This is a genomic window from Paraburkholderia aromaticivorans, from assembly GCF_012689525.1.
Classification (GTDB): domain Bacteria; phylum Pseudomonadota; class Gammaproteobacteria; order Burkholderiales; family Burkholderiaceae; genus Paraburkholderia; species Paraburkholderia aromaticivorans_A.
Genome location: NZ_CP051516.1, coordinates 966,779 through 985,865, shown reverse-complemented (window position 1 = coordinate 985,865; position 19,087 = coordinate 966,779). Strand labels below are relative to the sequence as shown.

Genomic DNA, 19,087 nt, shown 5'->3' with positions numbered 1-19,087 from the left:
TTCGTTGTATGAAGATGGGATTTTAGCGCACCGGCGCGGGCGGCCGGTGCGTTAGATGGCCGGCATGCGCGGAATGCCGACACGGCGCGCGCTGCGGCGCGGAACGAGGAGCGGAACGAGGCGCACAGCAAGCCTCACGGCGAGGCATGAAACAAGGCGTACGTCGAAGCACAAAGCGAGGCGCGAAACGAGGCGCACAGCCACGTGCGAAACAAGGCCCGCAGCGAGGCGCGAAACCACGCGCACAGCGAGCCGCAGCGCAAGATGCGCCAGAAAACCTCACCCCTTCTTCGGCTTGTTCTCACTGCGCCACTGCGCATCGAGCTCCGCCAGACGCGCCATCTTGTCGCCGATCTTGCCTTCGAGACCGCGCGGCGTCGGCTCGTACCAATGCGGATCGCGCATGTTGTCCGGCAGATAGGTCTCGCCGGCCGCGTAGGCATCGGGTTCGTCGTGTGCGTAGCGGTACTCGTGACCGTAGCCGAGTTCCTTCATCAGCTTGGTCGGCGCGTTGCGCAGATGCACCGGCACGCCGCGCGACTGATCCTTGCTAACGAAGCGGCGTACCTCGTTATACGCGTTGTATCCGGCGTTCGACTTCGGCGCGACCGCCAGATAGATGATCGCCTGCGCCAACGCCAGCTCGCCCTCGGGCGTGCCCAGGCGCTCGTAGGTTTCGGCGGCGTCGAGCGCGATGCGCGCGGCGCGCGGATCGGCGAGGCCGATGTCTTCCCATGCCATGCGCACGATGCGGCGCGCCAGATAACGCGGGTCCGCGCCGCCGTCGAGCATGCGGCAGAACCAGTACAGCGCGCCGTCCGGGCTGCTGCCGCGCACCGATTTATGCAGCGCGCTGATCTGGTCGTAGAATGCGTCGCCGCCTTTATCGAAGCGACGCAGATTTTCGGCCAGCGCACTGCCGAGCAAGGCACCGTCGATTTCGGTGGTCTTTTGCTGCGCCGCCGCCCGCGCGACGATTTCGAGGTTGTTCAGCAGCTTGCGGCCGTCGCCGTCGGCGGAACCGATCAGCGCGTCGCGGGCTTCATCGGTGAACGTGAGGCCGCCGAGTTCCTGCTGCGCGCGTTCGAGCAACTCACGCTGCTCTTCGTCGGTCAGGCTTTTCAGCACGTAGACGGCGGCACGCGAGAGTAATGCGCTATTCACCTCGAACGACGGATTCTCGGTCGTCGCGCCGACGAACACGAACAGCCCCGACTCGACGTGCGGCAAGAACGCGTCTTGCTGGCTCTTGTTGAAGCGATGCACTTCGTCGACGAACACGAGCGTCTGATGCCCGTTCGCGCGATGAATCTGCGCGGTCTCGACGGCCTCGCGGATATCCTTCACGCCCGAGAGCACCGCGGACAGCGCGATAAACTCCGCGTCAAACGCATCGGCCATGAGCCGGGCGAGCGTGGTTTTACCGACGCCGGGCGGGCCCCAGAGGATCATCGAATGGGCTTCGCCGGATTCGAAGGCGACCCGCAGCGGCTTGTTCGGGCCGAGCAGGTGCTTCTGACCGATCACTTCGTCGATATTGCGGGGCCGCAGGCGTTCGGCGAGCGGAACATTGGCACGGGTTTCTTCAAACATGACGTTTTGGGGATAATCTCGGCTTTTCCGGACGCGGTCCGTGTGAAGGCGGCGTACTGCCGGTGAACCACGCCAGCACGCGAAGGTGCGGGCAACGTCCTGCATTATGACAGTGACGGCGCACAGGCAAGAATCGCTCGGCGCCCGGACGAAGGACACGCGGCGCGCCGGGAACGACTCAGGCGGCCCGGCAGGCCGGAATCCGGCAACGGGTGAAACAATTGGACGATCACCCGGACAGGGCAGGCAACGCATGCCCTAACCGCGGACATAACAGCAGACACAACTTCGCAGCTAGATTGGCAACTGAGTTGGCAAACGAGTTTGCAAATAAGCTGGCAAATACGTTGGCAAGCACTATCAACAGGGACAAGAACAGATGGCACAAGATCCACTCGCCGGCGACGCCGGTTCCACCTACGCACCGCTCACGCCGGTGCCCGACGCGCGCCGCGCGTTCCGCACCGGCGACGCGTTCGCGCTCTGGTTCTCGCTCGGCATCGGCCTGCTGGTCGCGCAGGCGGGCGCGCTGCTGGTGCCGGGACTGTCACTGCCGCATGCGTTGCTGGCCATCGTGATCGGCAGCGTGATCGGCGTGGTGCTGCTGGCGCTGGCCGGCGTGATCGGCACGGACACGGGGCTCGCGGCCATGTCGTCGCTGCGGCCGACGCTCGGCGTACGCGGCGCGTCGGTGCCCGCCGTGCTGAACGCGGTGCAACTGGTCGGCTGGGGCTCGTTCGAGGTGATCGTGATGCGCGATTCCGCCGACGCTCTCGCCAAACAGGCCTTCGGCCTCTCCATGCCGCTCATCTGGACGGTGATCTTCGGCTTGCTCGCGACGCTGCTGGCGATCAGCGGCCCGCTGTCGTTCGTGCGGCGCTTTCTGCGCACATGGGGCATCTGGCTGCTGCTCGCGGGCGCGGCGTGGCTCACGTGGAATCTGCTTGCCAAGCACGATCTGGCCGCGCTGATGCAGCGTCCGGGCACGGGTGAGATGTCGTTCGGCGGCGCCATCGATCTGGTGGTCGCCATGCCGCTGTCGTGGCTGCCGCTGATCGCCGACTACACCCGCTTCGGCCGGCGTCCCGGCGAAACCTTCCGCGGCACGCTACTCGGCTACGGCATCGCGAACATCTGGTTTTACGCGCTCGGCGCGATCTACGGCCTCGCGGCGGGCGGCGGCGACGCGCTGCTGACCGGCGCGCTGGCGCAAGCCGGCGGCGGCCTCGCGCTGCTGCTGATCCTGATCGATGAAGTCGACAACGCCTTCGCGGATATCCACTCGGCCGCGGTATCGACCGGCACGGTGTGGGCGCGTGGCAGTGTGCCTTTGTTGTCGGCGGCGTTTGGCGCGCTGTGCACGCTGATCGCCCTCGCCGTGCCGATGGCGAAGTATCAGAACTTCCTGCTGCTGATCGGCTCGGTGTTCGCGCCGCTGTTCGGCGTGGTGCTGGTGGATCACTTCATCGTCCGCAAGCGCCGTATCGAAGCCGCCGCGCTCGCCGACGTACGCGGCCGCTACGGCTTCTCGGGCGGCTGGCATCTGAGCGCGTTCCTTGCGTGGGCCATCGGCATCGTCGCGTATCAGGTGATCAATCAATGGTTGCCGAATCTCGGCGCGACCTTGCCCGCGCTGGTGATCGGTGCGGTGTGTTATCTGGTGTTCGTGTCGGCGCGCAAGACGGCTTATGCCTGAGACTTGATTGATTGAGCAAGCGCCACCCTTAAAAGCGAAAAGGCCTGCAAATGCAGGCCTTTTCTCATCGCTCATGTCACTTCAACGCGTGGACGCCCGATACTCGACGCCCGGCAGCGCGCACAACAATTCGAACGCGAGATTCGCGCCGAGCAGCGCGGTCGTGCCGAACGGATCGTACGGCGGCGCGACCTCGACCAGATCGCAGCCGACGATATTCAGCCCGCGCGAGCCGCGAATGATTTCCAGCGCCTGCGGCACCGTCAAGCCGGCGATTTCCGGCGTGCCCGTACCCGGCGCAAAGGCCGGATCGATCCCGTCGATGTCGAACGTGATGTACACCGGGCCGTCGCCCATGCGCTCGCGGATGCGCGCCATCAACGGCACGAGCGACTGGTTCCAGCATGCCTCGGCCTGCACCACTTCGAAGCCCTGATCGCGGCACCAGTCGAAATCTTCCGCCGCGTAACCCGTGCCGCGCAAACCGATCTGCACGACGCGGTCGCAATCGAGCAAGCCCTCTTCCACCGCGCGCCGGAACGGCGTGCCGTGCGCGATCTTCTCGCCCATCATGGTGTCGTTGACGTCGGCGTGCGCGTCGACGTGAATCAGGCCGACCTTGCCGTGCTTGCGATGAATCGCGCGCAGGATCGGCAGCGCGATGGTGTGATCGCCGCCCAGCGTGATGGGCTTGCAATCGTGCTGAAGAATTTCGTCATACGCGGTTTCGATGCGCTTGATCGAATCGTGCAGGTTATACGGATTGATCGCGACGTCGCCGAGATCGGCCACGCGCAGCGAATCGAACGGCGCCGCGCGCGTCGCCATGTTGTACGGACGCAGCAGCACGGATTCGCTGCGGATCTGGCGCGGCCCGAAGCGCGCGCCGGTCCGGTTCGAGGTGCCGAGGTCGAACGGCACGCCGACGAAGCAGGCGTCGAAGCCTTCGGCCGAGCCGACGTTGGGCAGCCGCATCATCGTCGCGATGCCGCCGCAGCGGGGCATGGCGTTGCCCGACAGCGGTTGCGGCCGTTCGCCGGCTTCTGGGGAAATGAAGGAAGAGGTATTCATCGTGTCTCGGCAATGAAAAGGGGGCAGCAAGCAAAATCGTGCAGACCGGCCGAGGAGAAGCATCAAAACCGCACCTTGCCGGGCGAATCTCGATTCTTGAGCAGTTTCCCAGAAGTTAAAATACCAACGGAATAAACTTCACATTGATCTTCAGCGATGTATCCTGACGTATGTTCTCCCAACTCACCGATCTCGATCTGCGGCTGATCCGCGTATTTCTAGCCATTGTCGACGCGGGCGGCGTCTCGCCGGCCCAGGCGACCCTCAACGTCGGCCAGTCGACCATCAGCACGCAGCTTGCCACGCTGGAAACGCGCCTCGGCTACCGGCTGTGCGAACGCGGCCGCGGCGGCTTCAGCCTGACTGCGCGCGGCGAGCAGTTCATCGACGCCGCGCGCGCCCTGCTCTCAGCCGTCGATACCTTCGGCATGCAGGCGCGCAATGTGGGCCGCAAGCTGGTCGGCACACTCGATATCGGCATGATAGGCCACACGCCGGTGTCGGCAAGCGCGCGCATCAGCGACGCGATCGGCCGGTTCCGGGCGCGCGATCAGTCGGTGCGGTTTTCGATTCTGGTGCGCTCGCCGGGCGAACTGGAAGAGCTGCTGCTGAATGGGCGGATTCAGATCGGTATCGGCTATTTCTGGCATCGCGTGCCGTCGCTCGAATACACCGAGGTGTTCGCGGAAGATCAGCTCGCCTATTGCGCGAAAGGTCACCCGCTGTTCGCTCAGGCCGGCGAGGTGCCGCCTGCCGAGGCTGCGCAGCATGAATGGGCGTGGCGCAGCTATCCGCTGCCTGAGGCCGAAAGCTCGACCACGCCGCAGAATGTCACCGCCGTCGCGGACAACATGGAAGCGGTCGCGATGCTGGTGCTCTCCGGGCATCACCTCGGTTATCTGCCGGGGCATTTCGCAGCGCCGTTCGTCAAGCAAGGGCTGCTCGCCGCGCTGAATCCGGCGCAGATGCGTTATCGCGTCGCGTTTCACATGGTCACGCGGGCGCGGCAGCATCGAACGGATATCGTCGAAGCGTTTATCGACGACATGAAGGCCGCGCATCCGGTGCAGGTGCTGGAAGTGGACGAATAGTGGACCAATAACGCGCGCAACAAAAAAGCCACGGCATGCCGTGGCTTTTTAGCGATCACACGCCAACTGCGTAACGGCTTATCCGTTGATCACGTCCGCGCCCTTCGGCACCGTGAACTTGAACGCATCGGCCGGCAGCGGCGGATTCTTCTGAATGTTCGAGAAGGTCAGCAGCGTGACGTTGCCGAACACGTCGTGCAATTCCATCGCTTCGAGATTGCCGTCCTTGAAGCCGATGCCGACGCGCTGGAACTGCGTGTCTTTCGCCTTCGGCGTGAGTTCGAGCCAGTCGATGCCGGCCTTCACGCCCGCGTCGCGCAGTGTGAAGTTCTTGTCGAGATCGTTGCTGCCGAACAGGATCGCCGCCGGACTCGCGCCAAGCGCGCCGCCGAGACTGCGCACCGTCACCTGATTCAGATCCTTGTCGTAGACGTACAGCTTGTCGCCGTCCGCCTGCAGAAGTTGCGCATACGGCTTTTCGTATTGCCAGATGAATTTGCCGGGACGCGCGAACGTGAAGGTGCCGCTCGACGTGCCGGTCTTGCCGGTACCCGTGGTCGACAACGTGCCGCTCGCACCTTGCGCCTTGCTCGGCGCCCGCACTTCCTGCTGGACGAAGGTGCCGCGCGCCGAATGCACTTGCGCGACGAACGCCTTCAGTTGTTCGGTGCCGCTCGCGAACGCCTGCGACGCGAACAGCACCGACGCGCCGATCGCCACGCTGCCTACGCCGCGCACGAGGGTCCGGGCGAGCTGGCCGAATCGGCTGGATTGAGCATTCTCTCGAGCGTGCTGCTGCGCGAATAGCTGCATGTGGTTTTCTCCCTTGATTGAATTCGTTGAGCAGTCGTGACCGCTGGCGTATGGGCGATGCTTGTGTGCCCGTTGCGGCGACGAGTGGCTGACGCAAAGCCAGGTGGCTTGCCTTCGGCCGGCCGCTCTTACCTGGCCCATCAGCTTAGGCAACCAGCCTTAAATGAGCCTTATCGGGTCGGCCGGCGCCGGAAAGCGGCAAAGTACCGGTTGCCCCGTCCGCACCGTTGCGATAACGAGGCGCCTCGGCTTCACGACCGACGGCACACTGCTCGCCTCGCTGCGGAACTGAGGCCCTTCGGTCTATTCCGCTTCCCGCGCCGGCGCCAGAATCTCGCGATTGCCGTTCGACGACATCGCCGACACCACGCCCGAGTTCTCCATCTGCTCGAGCAAGCGGGCCGCGCGGTTATAGCCGATGCGCAAATGCCGCTGCACTAGCGAGATCGACGCACGGCGGTTCTTCAGCACGACATCGACCGCCTGGTCGTATAACGGGTCCGACTCGCCATCGCCCGATCCGGTTCCCCCGGCGCCCGCGGAGCCTTCGTCGCCCTCGCCCGTCACGCCGCCTTCGAGAATGCCCTCGATATAGTTTGGCTCGCCCTGTTCCTTGAGTTTGTCGACGACGCGATGCACCTCCTCGTCCGACACGAACGCGCCGTGCACGCGCACCGGCAAGCCGCTGCCCGGCGGCAGATACAGCATGTCGCCCATGCCGAGCAGCGATTCCGCGCCCTGCTGGTCGAGAATGGTGCGCGAGTCGATCTTCGACGACACCTGGAAGGCCATCCGTGTCGGCACGTTGGCCTTGATGAGACCGGTGATCACATCCACCGACGGACGCTGCGTCGCCAGAATCAGGTGAATCCCGGCCGCGCGCGCCTTCTGCGCGATCCGCGCGATCAGTTCTTCGACCTTCTTGCCGACCACCATCATGAGGTCGGCCAGTTCGTCGATCACCACGACGATGTTCGGCAGGCGCGTGAGCGGCTCCGGTTCGTCCGGCGTGAGGCTGAACGGATTCGGCAGCTTTTCTTCGCGTTTGGCGGCTTCGTCGATCTTGTTGTTGTAGCCGGCAAGATTACGCACGCCGAGCTTGCTCATCAGCTTGTAACGGCGCTCCATTTCGGCGACCGCCCAGTTGAGCGCGTGACCAGCCTGACGCATGTCCGTTACCACCGGACACAGCAGATGCGGAATGCCTTCGTACACGCTCATTTCGAGCATCTTCGGGTCGATCAGGATCATGCGGACCTGCTCGGCGCTCGCCTTGTAGAGCAGCGACAGGATCATCGCGTTGATGCCGACCGACTTGCCCGAACCCGTCGTACCCGCCACCAGCAAGTGCGGCATCTTCGCGAGGTCGGCGCACACCGGCTTGCCGCCGATGTCCTTGCCGAGGCCCATGGTCAGCGGCGATGCGGCGTCCGCATAAACGGCCGAGCCGAGAATCTCCGACAGGCTCACGGTCTGACGACGCTGGTTCGGCAACTCAAGCGCCATGAAATTCTTGCCCGGAATCGTTTCGACCACGCGGATCGACACGAGCGACAGTGAACGCGCGAGATCCTTGGCAAGACCGACGATCTGGCTGCCCTTCACGCCCGTGGCCGGCTCGATTTCATAACGCGTGACCACCGGCCCCGGATACGCCGCGACCACGCTCACGTCGACGCCGAAGTCCTTGAGCTTCTTCTCGATCAGGCGCGAGGTGAATTCCAGCGTATCCGCCGAAATGGTTTCCTGCGCGACCGGCGCGGCATCGAGCAGCGAGATGGGCGGCAAGGTTGAATCGCCCGGCAGGTCTGTGAAGAGCGGCACTTGCCGCTCCTTCTCGACGCGTTCCGACTTGGCCGGCGTGACGACCGGCGGCACGATCATGACCGGCTCGTGCTCCTCGATCCGCACGCGGCCCTTCTCGACCTTGCCTTCGCGCTTCACGGCGGCCGCTTCGCCCAACTTGCGGTCGCGGCCGGCCTCGCGGCGCAGCTTGGCAAAAGTCACTGCGGAAATGATCGATTCGCCGACCTTTTCCGACACCGACAGCCACGAAAAACGGAAATACAACGACAAGCCGATGCCGAGCGCGATCAGGAGCGCCAGCGTGCCGCCCGTGAAGCCCAGCGCATGCGACACGCCGCGCGCGACGGCCTCGCCGATCACGCCACCCGGCGCGCGCGGCAACTGCACTTTCAGCGACCACATGCGCAGCGCCTCGATGCCGTCACACGCCAGCAGGACCAGCATGAAAGCGAACGCGTCGGCGAGCCAGCTCTCGCGCGGCGCATCTTCCTGCTCTTCCTCGTGACGAGTGATGCGCTTGTAGTTCGCTGAGATATGGCGGCCGAGCAGCACGATCCACCAGTACGCGGACAGGCCGAACAGCAGCAGGAGGATGTCGGACGTCCACGCGCCGACGCGGCCCGCCCAGTTGGCGATATGGTCGACCTGCGCGGCATGAGTCCAGCTCGGATCGCGTCGGCTATAGCTGACAAGCGCCATGAGCAGGAATACGCCGAGCGCCACCTGCAGGATCCAGCGGATTTCGGTGAAAAGGCGCGACATGCGGTGCGGCAATGCCTGCGCGCTCGCGGAATAGGGAGCTTTTGCCATTGATCCTGTTGCGTGTGTGCCCGATTCCCGGCCTAAGTCTTGGCGGAGCCTCGCCCAGCGCGGCTTCGGGGCCGATCCCGGCTTCCGGGAACTTCGATCCGGCCTATTGTAAACGCAGTGTCCCGCGCGAGGCTGTAAATGACGGTAACTTGGCCGTTTGGCCACAGAAAGGCGTTGCGAGGCCCGCCGCCGACGCTATCGGCGTGATCGGAAAGCTTCATGGAGCAGGCCGGCGCCCCGCCCTTTATAATGTCGCGCTGATACCCATCTACAGTTCCAGCTCAAGTCGCGCGGCCTCGCATGGGCGAGCCGGGCGCCGTAAAAGGATTCGATCATGCCCGCAACTTCCACGAAACACGCCAAGGTTCTGATTCTCGGTTCCGGTCCCGCCGGCTACACGGCCGCGGTCTACGCGGCGCGCGCCAACCTCGCGCCGGTGCTCGTCACGGGTCTCGCCCAGGGCGGTCAGCTCATGACCACGACCGACGTCGAAAACTGGCCCGCCGACGGCAACGGCGTGCAAGGCCCGGAACTGATGGCGCGCTTCCTGGAGCACGCCGAGCGCTTCAACACCGAAATCATTTTCGACCACATCCACACGGCCAAGCTGGATGAGAAGCCGATTCGCCTGATCGGCGACTCGGGCGAATACACCTGCGACTCGCTGATCATCTCGACCGGCGCATCGGCACAGTATCTCGGCCTGCCGTCGGAAGAAGCGTTCATGGGCAAGGGCGTGTCGGCTTGCGCCACCTGCGACGGCTTCTTCTACAAGCAACAACATGTGGCCGTGATCGGCGGCGGCAATACCGCGGTCGAGGAAGCCCTCTATTTGTCCGGGATCGCCAAGAAGGTGACCGTGATCCATCGCCGCGACAAGTTCCGCGCCGAGCCGATCCTGATCGACCGCCTGCTGGCCAAAGAGAAAGAAGGCCTCGTCGAGATCAAGTGGAACCACACGCTCGACGAAGTTACCGGCGACCAGTCCGGCGTGACCGGCCTGCGCATCAAGAGCACGCAAACCGGCGAAACCACGGACATCGCGTTGCAGGGCCTGTTCGTCGCGATCGGCCACAAGCCGAACACGGACATTTTCGCGGGGCAGTTGGAGATGAAGAACGGCTACATCATCACCAAGGGCGGCCTGAACGGTTTCGCGACCGCCACCAGCGTGCCGGGCGTGTTCGCCGCGGGCGACGTGCAGGACCACGTGTACCGTCAGGCGATCACCAGCGCCGGCACGGGTTGTATGGCCGCGCTCGACGCGCAACGCTATCTGGAAACCATCGACGAGATGGCCGGCGAGCACGCGATGAGCCAGGAAGCCGAGCGTTAATCACCGGCGGCGGCCGCGCCGGTGTGCGAACCGGCCGGAAAATTAGCGCGACGGTAAAATGACGGCTGGGCATCGCCCGGCCGCCAGCTTGAAAGAAGGCCGCGGCTGCCAAGCCGGCGGCCTTTTTGCATTCCGGTCGCGGGAAAACGTCGCGCGACCGATCTACTTTTTCTGCGTGTCTTACGCCCTATGCCGAAAAACCAGCCCCATCCGAGCGAACCGAAGCGCGCGCGAGCCGTCGCGCGGCCCGCGCCCGAACCGGCTGCGCCCGCCGCCGCCGAGCCGAAGCTCGATCCGGCGGCCGGCCTCGCCGGCCTCGGCGCGTTGCGCGACGCACTCAAAGTCGACACGCAACGGCGCGAGCGCGAACGGGTAGCCGCTGCGGTCGTGCAGCGCGAAGCCTCGGCGGACGCCGATCTGTTTCGCCGCGAGATCGGCGCGGTCGCGCCGCTAGCCGTGCCGCCGCGCGCTACGCTGCCGCGCAATCCCCCGCCGCCGCTGCCGGTCCAAACCCAACTCGACGAAGAAGCCGTGCTGCACGAAGCGATCTCCGACGAGTTCGATCCCGAAATCCTGCTTGAAACCGACGAGACGTTGTCGTACTGCCGCCCCGGCGTGAGTCAGGAAGTCGTGCGCAAACTGCGGCGCGGCGACTGGATCGTGCAGGCGCAAATCGACCTGCACGGCATGCGGCGCGAGGAAGCGCGCGAGGCGCTGGCGGAATTCATCCGCGAGTCGGTGAAGCGCGGCTTGCGGTGTTTGCGCGTGATTCACGGCAAGGGTCTGGGATCGATCGGCAAGGAGCCCGTGTTGAAGGGCAAAGTACGCGCGTGGCTCGTGCAGAAGTCCGAGGTCATCGCGTTCTGCCAGGCACGTCCGCACGACGGCGGCGCCGGCGCGGTGGTCGTGCTGTTGCAGCCGGGCGCAATGCCGGCTCACGCCAAAGCCTGACGGAGCCACGGTGATCCATCCGAGGCTGACGCTCGCGCTGACCATCATGGAGGCGCTGGCGATTTTCGCGTACGCCATTTCCGGTTTCATCGAAGCCAAAACCCGCCGGCTCGACGCCGTGGGCACGTTTCTCGTGGCGATCGCCACGGCCTTCGGCGGCGGCACGTTGCGCGACGTGCTGCTGGAGCGGCGGCCCTTCTACTGGGTCGAGCATCAGGGTTATCTGATCGCGATCTTCGTGATGTCGCTGTTCGCGCCGACGCTGTTGAAAATGACGTCGCGCCTGATTTCCGAGCGGGTTCTGCTGGTGGCGGATGCAATTGGGCTTGGCCTGTTCAGCATCGCGGGCACGTCGATCGCGCACGACGCCCAAATGCCGTGGTTCACCTCGGTGATGATGGGCGTGCTGACGGGCGTTTTCGGCGGCGTGATTCGCGACGTGCTGTGCAACGAAGTGCCGCTGATTCTGCGCGACTCACGGCCTTACGCCACGTGTGCGTTCGTGGGCTGCTGGCTGTATGTGCTGCTGGATTACATCGATTTCGACACGGTCTATAGCGTGCTGATCGCCACCGCCTTCATCCTGCTCGCGCGGCTCGTGACGTTCCGCTTCAATGTGCGTTTGCCGCATTGACGCCTTAAGCCACGTGAGCCGCACCTAACCTGACAGTAAATTCTAGAAAATTCGCAAAAACTTTACCTTCTCTTGCTTCGTCATGTCCGGCTGGTTTCCAAAAAATCATTAAGCCGGGCGGCGATCAATTTGCGTCGTTGGACGAGAAATTGCTTGTACGCCGACAGCTCGAGCAATGAGTCCTTCGTCGGAATTGCCTGAGCGACAAATGGCTCCCGGCCGTGTTCTGCAATGTAGGACGGCAGATATTTTGACGGTAGCTTGTCACTGATCGCACGATTTGTCTTTCCACCGATAAACGCCAAATTTGCAATGTCATCGGCTTCTCGCGAAGAGTAGTCCCTGCAAAGTTGTTTCTTGGGAAAAATGTGATGGAACTGCAGTTGATGCTGATTCCCCGAGTGATCCAACGCAATCGCAAGGTTTGAGTGCCAGTCTTTTGCGTCCGCTGCGCGAAAAGCGAGGAACATCGTTTTGAAAAGCGCGCTGCGCTGACTCCGCCCTTCCAACTCCTCCGGGGCGATGTCGAGGCGACCGAATTGCAATCTTAGCCTGTCGATGAGGTCTCTGACATTGCCGCCGTCCCGGATGATTGCGAGATCTTGATCAAGGATCGTCTCGCTCGATCCGCGAGAAAATCTCCCTTTGGCATTGGCTACCAGTATCCAATGACGTAGCTGAGTGGCCTCCTGAGATTTCACTCTGTACTTATGCAGGTGCCCAAAATAAGCAAGGACCACCAACAGAAAAGGCGAAGATAGAAGAGCCGGACTTTCGATCCCAACGTTGCTCTTCAGAAAATTCAAAGCGAAGTGCATACCTTCACAGGAACTCTTCCAGGCGGCCTTCAGTTTGTCAGCCGACAGGCTTCCCACTGTGAGAAAGCGCGACTGACCCGTCGCAAATGCCATCAAGTTCTTAAGGTGAAGCCCAAGATCCAGGTCAAAGCCCCTTTTTGCACAATCCGCCTGAAAATCCAAAAAAATCTGCAAAGAATGTCGCCACTTAGCGGTAATTTGAGCAAGTGCCAGATCAGAACTTCGGAGCTTCGCGCCTAACGAATTCACTCGAACAAAAATTTCGGTGACTTCATCGTACGACAACGTCCGTTCTAGTACGTCCATCCGATACACATATTTTCGGATGGCTCGCAGTTTCGCTAAACGCTGGCTATACCGCTCATAACGCGGGTCGTCAAAGTCTGAAACGCCGGCGTGTTTTAGAAAAGGCGCATCACTGTCATTCTTGAATACCTCAGAGACCTTCACCCACTGAGGCATCTGTTCCAGCTTTCTCGTGGATACTACAAAGGTCATTTTGTTAAAGCGCTTGAGAAGTTCATCTTCATCAGAGTCCGCGTCCTCACTCGTGATGTCGTCCTCTTCTTCAACGTCTTCCGTGTTCGAGCCGTTTTCTTCTACCTCGGTCACCAAGGCAAGCTGGTCAGGGTGTTCGAGATTAAAAAGGAGATCGATTGGCCGTAGGCGCCCGCGCACCCGGACTGGCTCACCTCTGATTACCGCAGACAGCGACGTAAGCCTTTGTTGGCCGTCGAGCAGCAGACGCGTGCTCTTATACGGGTTCGCGCTTTGGCCGACCGCAAAATCCTGCAACGCGATCTCTTCATTTGTTTCCCAGAGTAGGATCGCGCCGGAGGGATACCCACGATAAAGAGAGTCGAGCAAATCGCGGACTCGCGTTGAACGCCAAACGTACTGGCGTTGCATTTCAGGCAGTCGAAGTTCGCCACGCTCAATCATCGATACAAGTTCGTCTACGGATGCTTCTGCTTTGGACAAAATTATTCCTTTATCGTCATAACAAGTGCTCTTATCGACTCGTGAGCAAGCGCAAGTAAAACCGGCTCAAGCTCGATCTTCTCGGGCATTTGAGAATGACGAAGCAGGACCTCCATGATGCTAACGCCGCTTGCAAGGAAAATTAAGCAAACGGCAAATCCTGCAATCAAATATGACAATTACTGGGGGATTTCCACGTTTTCAGAAAGCTACAGCGATCCAGCCGATGAATCTTCGGTGAATTCAGGTGGCGTTTGGCCGATAGGCTCAACCGCGGCCTTGGCGAACGTCGACCTCATTTGGGTTCGCTCCTTGCGAGAAAAACCGAACCATTTGGCCGCAACCTCCCGCAATTACCCGAAGTTGCAAAGATGCCGCGCACGCGCTAGCCGGGTCTGCTCTTGCTGGCAGACACGCGCACCGATCAAAAAGTCGTGTTGCGCAACGAAGTGCCGCTGATTCTGCGCGACTCACGGCCTTACGCGACGTGTGCGTTCGTGGGCTGCTGGCTGTATGTGCTGCTGGATTACATCGATTTCGACACGGTCTATAGCGTGCTGATCGCCACCGCCTTCATCCTGCTCGCGCGGCTCGTGACGTTCCGCTTCAATGTGCGTTTGCCGCATTGACCACATGAATCGCCAAACGGCGGTGCATTACCCGCAAACAGGCAACGCGCCGCCGCCTCATTCAAACTACTTGTTGGTCGCCAGCGCGCCCGCGCTCTTCGAGCCGCCGAATAGCGCCGTCAGGTAGGCCGAGTTGTTGTTCATGCTCGCCATCAACGTGTTCAGCGCAGTGAACTGGCTCTGATACTGCTTCGTCAATTGCGTGGCGTAGTCGCTCAGCTTGCCCTGCTGCGCGGTGACGCTCTTCAGGTCGGCGTTGAGCGCACTGTTGCGCGTGTCGATGATGCCGCCCGTCCGCGTGAACTCGTTGATGCTCTTGTTCAATTTGGCGCCGACACCGTCGGTCGAGTTGAACAAGGCGGCACCTTGCGCCGGACTGGTGTTGAGCGCCGTCGTCAGTTTCGCGTTGTTGACGACCAGCGTGCCGTCCGCGGGATCGCCCTTCAGCGTGATGCCGATATGCCCGAGGCTCACCACCGAAGTGCCCTTACCCACGCCGCCGGCGACGATCGACGCCAGCGCATTCTTGACCGTCAGCAGCGTCGAGTCGCCGAGCAGCGCGCCGCCGGTCTTCGACGATTTGTCGTACGAGGACAGCTTGCTGATCGTGGTGACGACGGTGTTGTACAGGTTCGCGAAGTTCGTGATGGCCGTGTTCTGCGCGGTGGTATCGGGCGCGATCGTCAGCGTTTGCGGATTGCTGACCGACGCGCTCGACAGGTTCAGCGTCACGCCGGCAATCGCATCGGTGACGGCGTTGTTGGCACTGCGCGCCGCGATCCCGCCGATAGTGAGCAACGCGTCCTGCGCCACTTCGCTCTGACGCCACGCATTGCCAGCGTCCGACGACACGATCGTGGACGCCCCGCCGTTCGCGCCGGGCGTCGAGGTGACGCCGAGGCTCAACAAGCCCGCGTCGTTCTGCACGTTGCTGGTGGCCACGTTGATCGTGTTGGCCGAGCCGGTGGTGGCCGAGCGCAGCACGAGGTGAGCGCCGCCGGTGCCGGTCACGATCGTCGCCGTGACGCCCGGGTTGTTGGACGCCTTGTTGATCGCGGTGGCGATACCGCTCAGCGTGTTGTTGGTGCTGTCGATCGAGACGTCCATCGACTTGCCGCCGACCGAGATCGTCAACGTGCCGGTGCCGAGTTGGGTCGTCGCGCCGAACGCCGCCGACGCAAGACTCTGCGACGAGGCGATCTGCGTCACGTCGATCGTATAGCTGCCAGCCACCGCGCCCGGGCCCGCTTTCGGGTCCAGACCTTTGCCGCTCGCGGTGGCCGCGAAGGTGGACAACGTGGTCCCGTCCGACAGATTCTTGATCGCCGCCTGCAAGGCGGACAACGCCGAAGTGAGCGCGCCGTAGGCGGATAAGGTGGTGTTGTCGGTGGTCTGCCTTGCCTGCAGTGACGCCGCCTGACCCGCCGTTTTGGCATTGACGAGCGCCGAGACCAGGCTCGACACATCCATCGACGAATTGCCGGTCGAACCGCTGATAATGGATTGCGCTGCTTGTTGGACCTGGCTTTGCGCGTTGGCCGTCGCGCTATTCACCGAGGACGTGATGGTAGACATGTAAAGCTCCCCGTACGTCGAATTTTTCGTTATTCATTGAGTGACGTCCCGGGCTGCTTCTGTTGCGCCATTTATCCGGTCACGTCGGCGTCTCTTACAAAGTTTTCAAATATTACACCATCTTTCTTCATAGTTTTGTGACGTTTTGTCGTAACGAATGCGGGTGGATGAATCGTCGAGGCTGTCGATTGGTGCCACCGCCGTTCGTCGTGAGGTAAACGCGGCCCGTTTGGCCGTCGTCGCGCCGCAGCGCACCCCAGAATCAGCAACCGCCCAAGGTGACCACGATGACCCTGAAGCTCTACGCCCATCCCTTCTCTTCCTACTGTCAGAAGGTTTTGACCGCGCTCTACGAAAACGGCACGCCATTCGAGCTGCGCCTGCTGGCGCACGACGACCCGCAAGTCATGGCCGAATTCGCCGCGCTGTGGCCGATCAAGCGCTTTCCGGTGCTGGTCGACGGCAGCCGGACGGTGATGGAGGCGAGCATCATCATCGAGTACCTGGGCCTGTACCACTCCGGCCCGGTGTCGCTATTGCCGGCCGACGCCCGCGCCGCGCTGGAAGTGCGCAGCATGGACCGCTTCTTCGACAACTACATCTCGACGCCGCAGCAAAAGATCGTCTACGACAGCATGCGCCCGGAGGCGGAGCGCGACCCGCACGCCGTGACCGATGCGCGCACGATGCTCGACACCGCGTACGGCTGGCTGAACAACGTGATGGCGGAACGCGAATGGGCGGCCGGCGACGCCTTCAGCCTCGCCGATTGCGGCGCCGCGCCGTTCCTGTTTTACGCCGACTGGACGCACGCCATCGGCTCGGCGTTTCCGCACGTGCTCGCCTACCGCAAGCGCCTGCTGGCGCGGCCGTCGTTCGCCCGCGCGGTGGACGAAGCGCGCCCGTATCGCGCGTATTTCCCGCTCGGCGCGCCGGACCGCGATTAAAGGGACGGCTGCGCGCTCGTGTCACGCAAAAGACGAGCGCCTGCGCCACGTAACCTTAACGGTTTGCGACAACAATTTTCCCAACCTATACACTTCACATCGAAACCTAATTCCGCCAATCAACCTTAAGGCAAAACATGGACCGTTTCGAAGCCATGGAGATATTTACGCGTGTGGTCGAGGCGAACAGCTTCACCAAAGTATCCGAGTCGCTCGACCTGCCCCGCGCCAAAGTCAGCCGTACCATCCAGGCGCTGGAGGAACACGTCGGCGTGCGTCTGTTGAATCGTTCGACGCGCCAGGTCAGCGTCACCGAAGACGGCGCGCTGTTCTACGAGCGCTGCGTGCGCATCCTCGCCGAAGTCACCGACGCCGAATCGTCACTGTCCAACAAGCGCGAAAATCCGGCTGGCACGATCCGCGTGGATACGTCCGGCACGCTGGCCCGCGCGCTGCTGCTGCCCGCGCTCGACGATTTCTACCGGCAATACCCCGAGATCGACGTGCGGCTCGGCCTCGCCGACCGCAACATCGATCTGATTCAGGACGGCGTGGATTGCGTGATCCGCATGGGCACGCCCGAGGAGTCGAGTCTCGTCGCGCGGCGGATCGGTCAGGCGCGGATCGTCACATGCGCGTCGCCGGCATATCTGGAGAAATACGGCGAGCCGACCACGCTCGAAGAACTGAGTGAGCACCGCGCGGTCAACTACGTGTCGGCGCGCACCGGCAGAACGTTCCCGTTCGAATACCAGGTGGACGGCGAGATCGCCAAGGTGTCGCTCAAGAGCGTGCTCGCGGTGAACGACGGCTCGGTCTATATCGGCGCGGCCGCGCTCGGTCACGGCATCATCCAGCCGTCACGCTTCATGGTCGCCGATCTGATCGCGCAAGGCGCGCTGAAGGAAATCCTCACCGACTATACGAGCCCCGGCACGCCGCTCTCGGTGCTCTACGCACATCGCCGCAATCTGAGTTCGCGGCTGCGTGCATTCATCGAATGGGTCACAGAACTGGCGCGCAACAATCCGGATCTGCGCATCACGAACTAACGAAGCGAAGCACGTAAAACAAGAAAGCCCCATGCGTTGCGAAACGCATGGGGCTTTTCTCTTCTAACGCAATCGGACTTCGTGATCAGGCAATCCGCTCTTCATTCGACGGATCGAACAGCACCGCCTTCGACGTATCGAACAACAGCGTCGTATTCGTCAGCGGTTGCGGATTCGACGCCGGGTGCACGCGGCTCACAATGCGCTTGCCGTTGACTTGCGCGAACACCAGCGTGTCCGGACCAGTCGGCTCGATCACGTCGACCTTCACTTCGATCGGCTGCAGCTTCGCGTTGTCGCCATGCGCGCCGCGCGCGTCGGTGATGCGCTCCGGACGCAGGCCGAGAATCACGTCACGGCCGACATGCGATTTCACCTTCGCCGAGTCGAACGGCAGGTTCACCGCCGTGCGTGCGACACCCGTATCCAGTTCGAGCCCGACGCCCGCGCCCTGCTCGACCAGCTTGCCCTGGATGAAGTTCATCGGCGGCGCGCCGATGAAGCCGGCCACGAACAGGTTCGACGGCGAATCGTAGATTTCCTGCGGCGCGCCGAACTGCTGCACGACGCCGTCTTTCATCACCGCAATGCGGTCGCCGAGCGTCATGGCTTCGATCTGATCGTGCGTCACGTAGACGATCGTCGTGCCGAGGCGTTGATGCAGCAGCTTGATTTCCGAACGCATCTCGATCCGCAGCTTGGCGTCGAGGTTCGACAGCGGTTCGTCGAACAGGAACATCACCGGATCGCGCGCCAAGGCACGGCCCATGGCCACGCGCTGACGCTGGCCGCCGGACAGTTGACCCGGCTTGCGGTCGAGCAAATGCGTGATCTGCAGCGTGTTCGACACGCGGTCCACGATCTGCTTCTGCTCGTTCTTCGGCACCTTGCGGATGTTCAGACCGAACGAGATGTTCTCGCGCACCGTCATGGACGGATACAGCGCGTACGACTGGAACACCATCGCAATGTCGCGATCTTTCGGCGACAGGTTGTTCACCGTCTTGCCGTCGATCTGGATCTCGCCCTTGGTCACGGTTTCGAGGCCGGCGATCATGTTGAGCAGCGTCGACTTCCCGCAGCCCGAACCGCCGACCAGAATCAGGAACTGGCCGTCTTCGATGTCGATGTTGACACCCTTCAGGACCGGCACCCCGTTCGGGTAAGTTTTGTACACGTCACGGATGGAAAGGCTTGCCATGCTGTGAATCCTCTTTGTCTCTGGTACTGCTTGAAAACGTTCTTCGGGTCGCGGCGGCCGAGTCTCGAAGCCGCGCCGCCGCG

General features: G+C 62.5%; 14 protein-coding genes and 1 pseudogene. 8 read left to right on the top strand and 7 right to left on the bottom strand.

Annotation, left to right across the window (positions count from 1 at the left end; genetic code table 11):
* Positions 1-279: 279 nt before the first annotated feature.
* Positions 280-1,593 carry a replication-associated recombination protein A gene (locus HF916_RS32355; RefSeq protein ID WP_168792927.1) on the bottom strand — a complete coding sequence of 438 codons (1,314 nt, stop codon included), beginning with the start codon at positions 1,591-1,593 and terminating at the stop codon, positions 280-282.
* Positions 1,594-1,972: 379 nt separating this feature from the next.
* Between HF916_RS32355 and cytX the strand changes: the two genes are divergently transcribed.
* The gene (gene cytX, locus HF916_RS32350; RefSeq protein ID WP_168792926.1) at positions 1,973-3,289 is read left to right on the top strand and encodes a putative hydroxymethylpyrimidine transporter CytX; all 1,317 of its coding nucleotides are present in this window, start codon (positions 1,973-1,975) and stop codon (positions 3,287-3,289) included.
* 81 nt (positions 3,290-3,370) lie between these two features.
* On the opposite strand, the gene speB is transcribed toward cytX, so the two are convergent.
* A complete protein-coding gene (gene speB, locus HF916_RS32345) occupies positions 3,371-4,360 on the bottom strand; it encodes an agmatinase (protein WP_168792925.1) in 990 nt (329 codons plus the stop codon).
* Between the two features lie 170 nt (positions 4,361-4,530).
* Here speB and HF916_RS32340 point away from each other — a divergent pair, with 170 nt between their 5' ends.
* Positions 4,531-5,451, top strand: a complete 921-nt coding sequence (locus tag HF916_RS32340) for a LysR family transcriptional regulator (RefSeq protein ID WP_168792924.1) — start codon at positions 4,531-4,533, stop codon at positions 5,449-5,451.
* Between the two features lie 78 nt (positions 5,452-5,529).
* On the opposite strand, the gene lolA is transcribed toward HF916_RS32340, so the two are convergent.
* Both lolA and HF916_RS32330 read right to left on the bottom strand, forming a co-directional pair.
* Complete coding sequence (gene lolA / locus HF916_RS32335; RefSeq protein ID WP_168792923.1) at positions 5,530-6,264, bottom strand: outer membrane lipoprotein chaperone LolA; 735 nt, start codon at positions 6,262-6,264, stop codon at positions 5,530-5,532.
* 303 nt (positions 6,265-6,567) lie between these two features.
* A complete protein-coding gene (locus tag HF916_RS32330; protein WP_168792922.1) occupies positions 6,568-8,880 on the bottom strand; it encodes a DNA translocase FtsK in 2,313 nt (770 codons plus the stop codon).
* Between the two features lie 334 nt (positions 8,881-9,214).
* Between HF916_RS32330 and trxB the strand changes: the two genes are divergently transcribed.
* The 3 genes from trxB to HF916_RS32315 all read left to right on the top strand — a co-directional run bounded on the left by trxB (position 9,215) and on the right by HF916_RS32315 (position 11,801).
* The gene (gene trxB, locus HF916_RS32325) at positions 9,215-10,216 is read left to right on the top strand and encodes a thioredoxin-disulfide reductase (protein ID WP_168792921.1); all 1,002 of its coding nucleotides are present in this window, start codon (positions 9,215-9,217) and stop codon (positions 10,214-10,216) included.
* A 189-nt stretch (positions 10,217-10,405) separates the two neighbouring features.
* Complete coding sequence (locus HF916_RS32320) at positions 10,406-11,167, top strand: Smr/MutS family protein (protein WP_168792920.1); 762 nt, start codon at positions 10,406-10,408, stop codon at positions 11,165-11,167.
* 13 nt (positions 11,168-11,180) lie between these two features.
* Complete coding sequence (locus tag HF916_RS32315; protein ID WP_168795726.1) at positions 11,181-11,801, top strand: trimeric intracellular cation channel family protein; 621 nt, start codon at positions 11,181-11,183, stop codon at positions 11,799-11,801.
* A gap of 80 nt (positions 11,802-11,881) precedes the next feature.
* Here HF916_RS32315 and HF916_RS32310 read toward each other — a convergent pair whose 3' ends face one another.
* Positions 11,882-13,600 carry a GmrSD restriction endonuclease domain-containing protein gene (locus HF916_RS32310; RefSeq protein WP_168792919.1) on the bottom strand — a complete coding sequence of 573 codons (1,719 nt, stop codon included), beginning with the start codon at positions 13,598-13,600 and terminating at the stop codon, positions 11,882-11,884.
* Between the two features lie 434 nt (positions 13,601-14,034).
* On the opposite strand from HF916_RS32310, the pseudogene HF916_RS32305 reads away from it, so the two are divergent.
* A pseudogene (locus HF916_RS32305) lies at positions 14,035-14,229 on the top strand (trimeric intracellular cation channel family protein); the annotation flags it as partial.
* Between the two features lie 66 nt (positions 14,230-14,295).
* Here the strand turns inward: HF916_RS32305 and fliD are convergent.
* Positions 14,296-15,804 (bottom strand): flagellar filament capping protein FliD, encoded by a 1,509-nt coding sequence (fliD, locus tag HF916_RS32300; protein WP_168792918.1) that lies wholly within the window; start codon positions 15,802-15,804, stop codon positions 14,296-14,298.
* A gap of 287 nt (positions 15,805-16,091) precedes the next feature.
* On the opposite strand from fliD, the gene HF916_RS32295 reads away from it, so the two are divergent.
* Complete coding sequence (locus HF916_RS32295; RefSeq protein WP_168792917.1) at positions 16,092-16,751, top strand: glutathione S-transferase family protein; 660 nt, start codon at positions 16,092-16,094, stop codon at positions 16,749-16,751.
* 137 nt (positions 16,752-16,888) lie between these two features.
* A complete protein-coding gene (locus HF916_RS32290) occupies positions 16,889-17,803 on the top strand; it encodes a LysR family transcriptional regulator (RefSeq protein WP_168792916.1) in 915 nt (304 codons plus the stop codon).
* A gap of 85 nt (positions 17,804-17,888) precedes the next feature.
* Here HF916_RS32290 and HF916_RS32285 read toward each other — a convergent pair whose 3' ends face one another.
* Positions 17,889-19,004: an ABC transporter ATP-binding protein gene (locus HF916_RS32285; RefSeq protein WP_168792915.1), complete on the bottom strand. Its 1,116-nt coding sequence runs from the start codon at positions 19,002-19,004 to the stop codon at positions 17,889-17,891.
* Positions 19,005-19,087 lie beyond the last annotated feature (83 nt).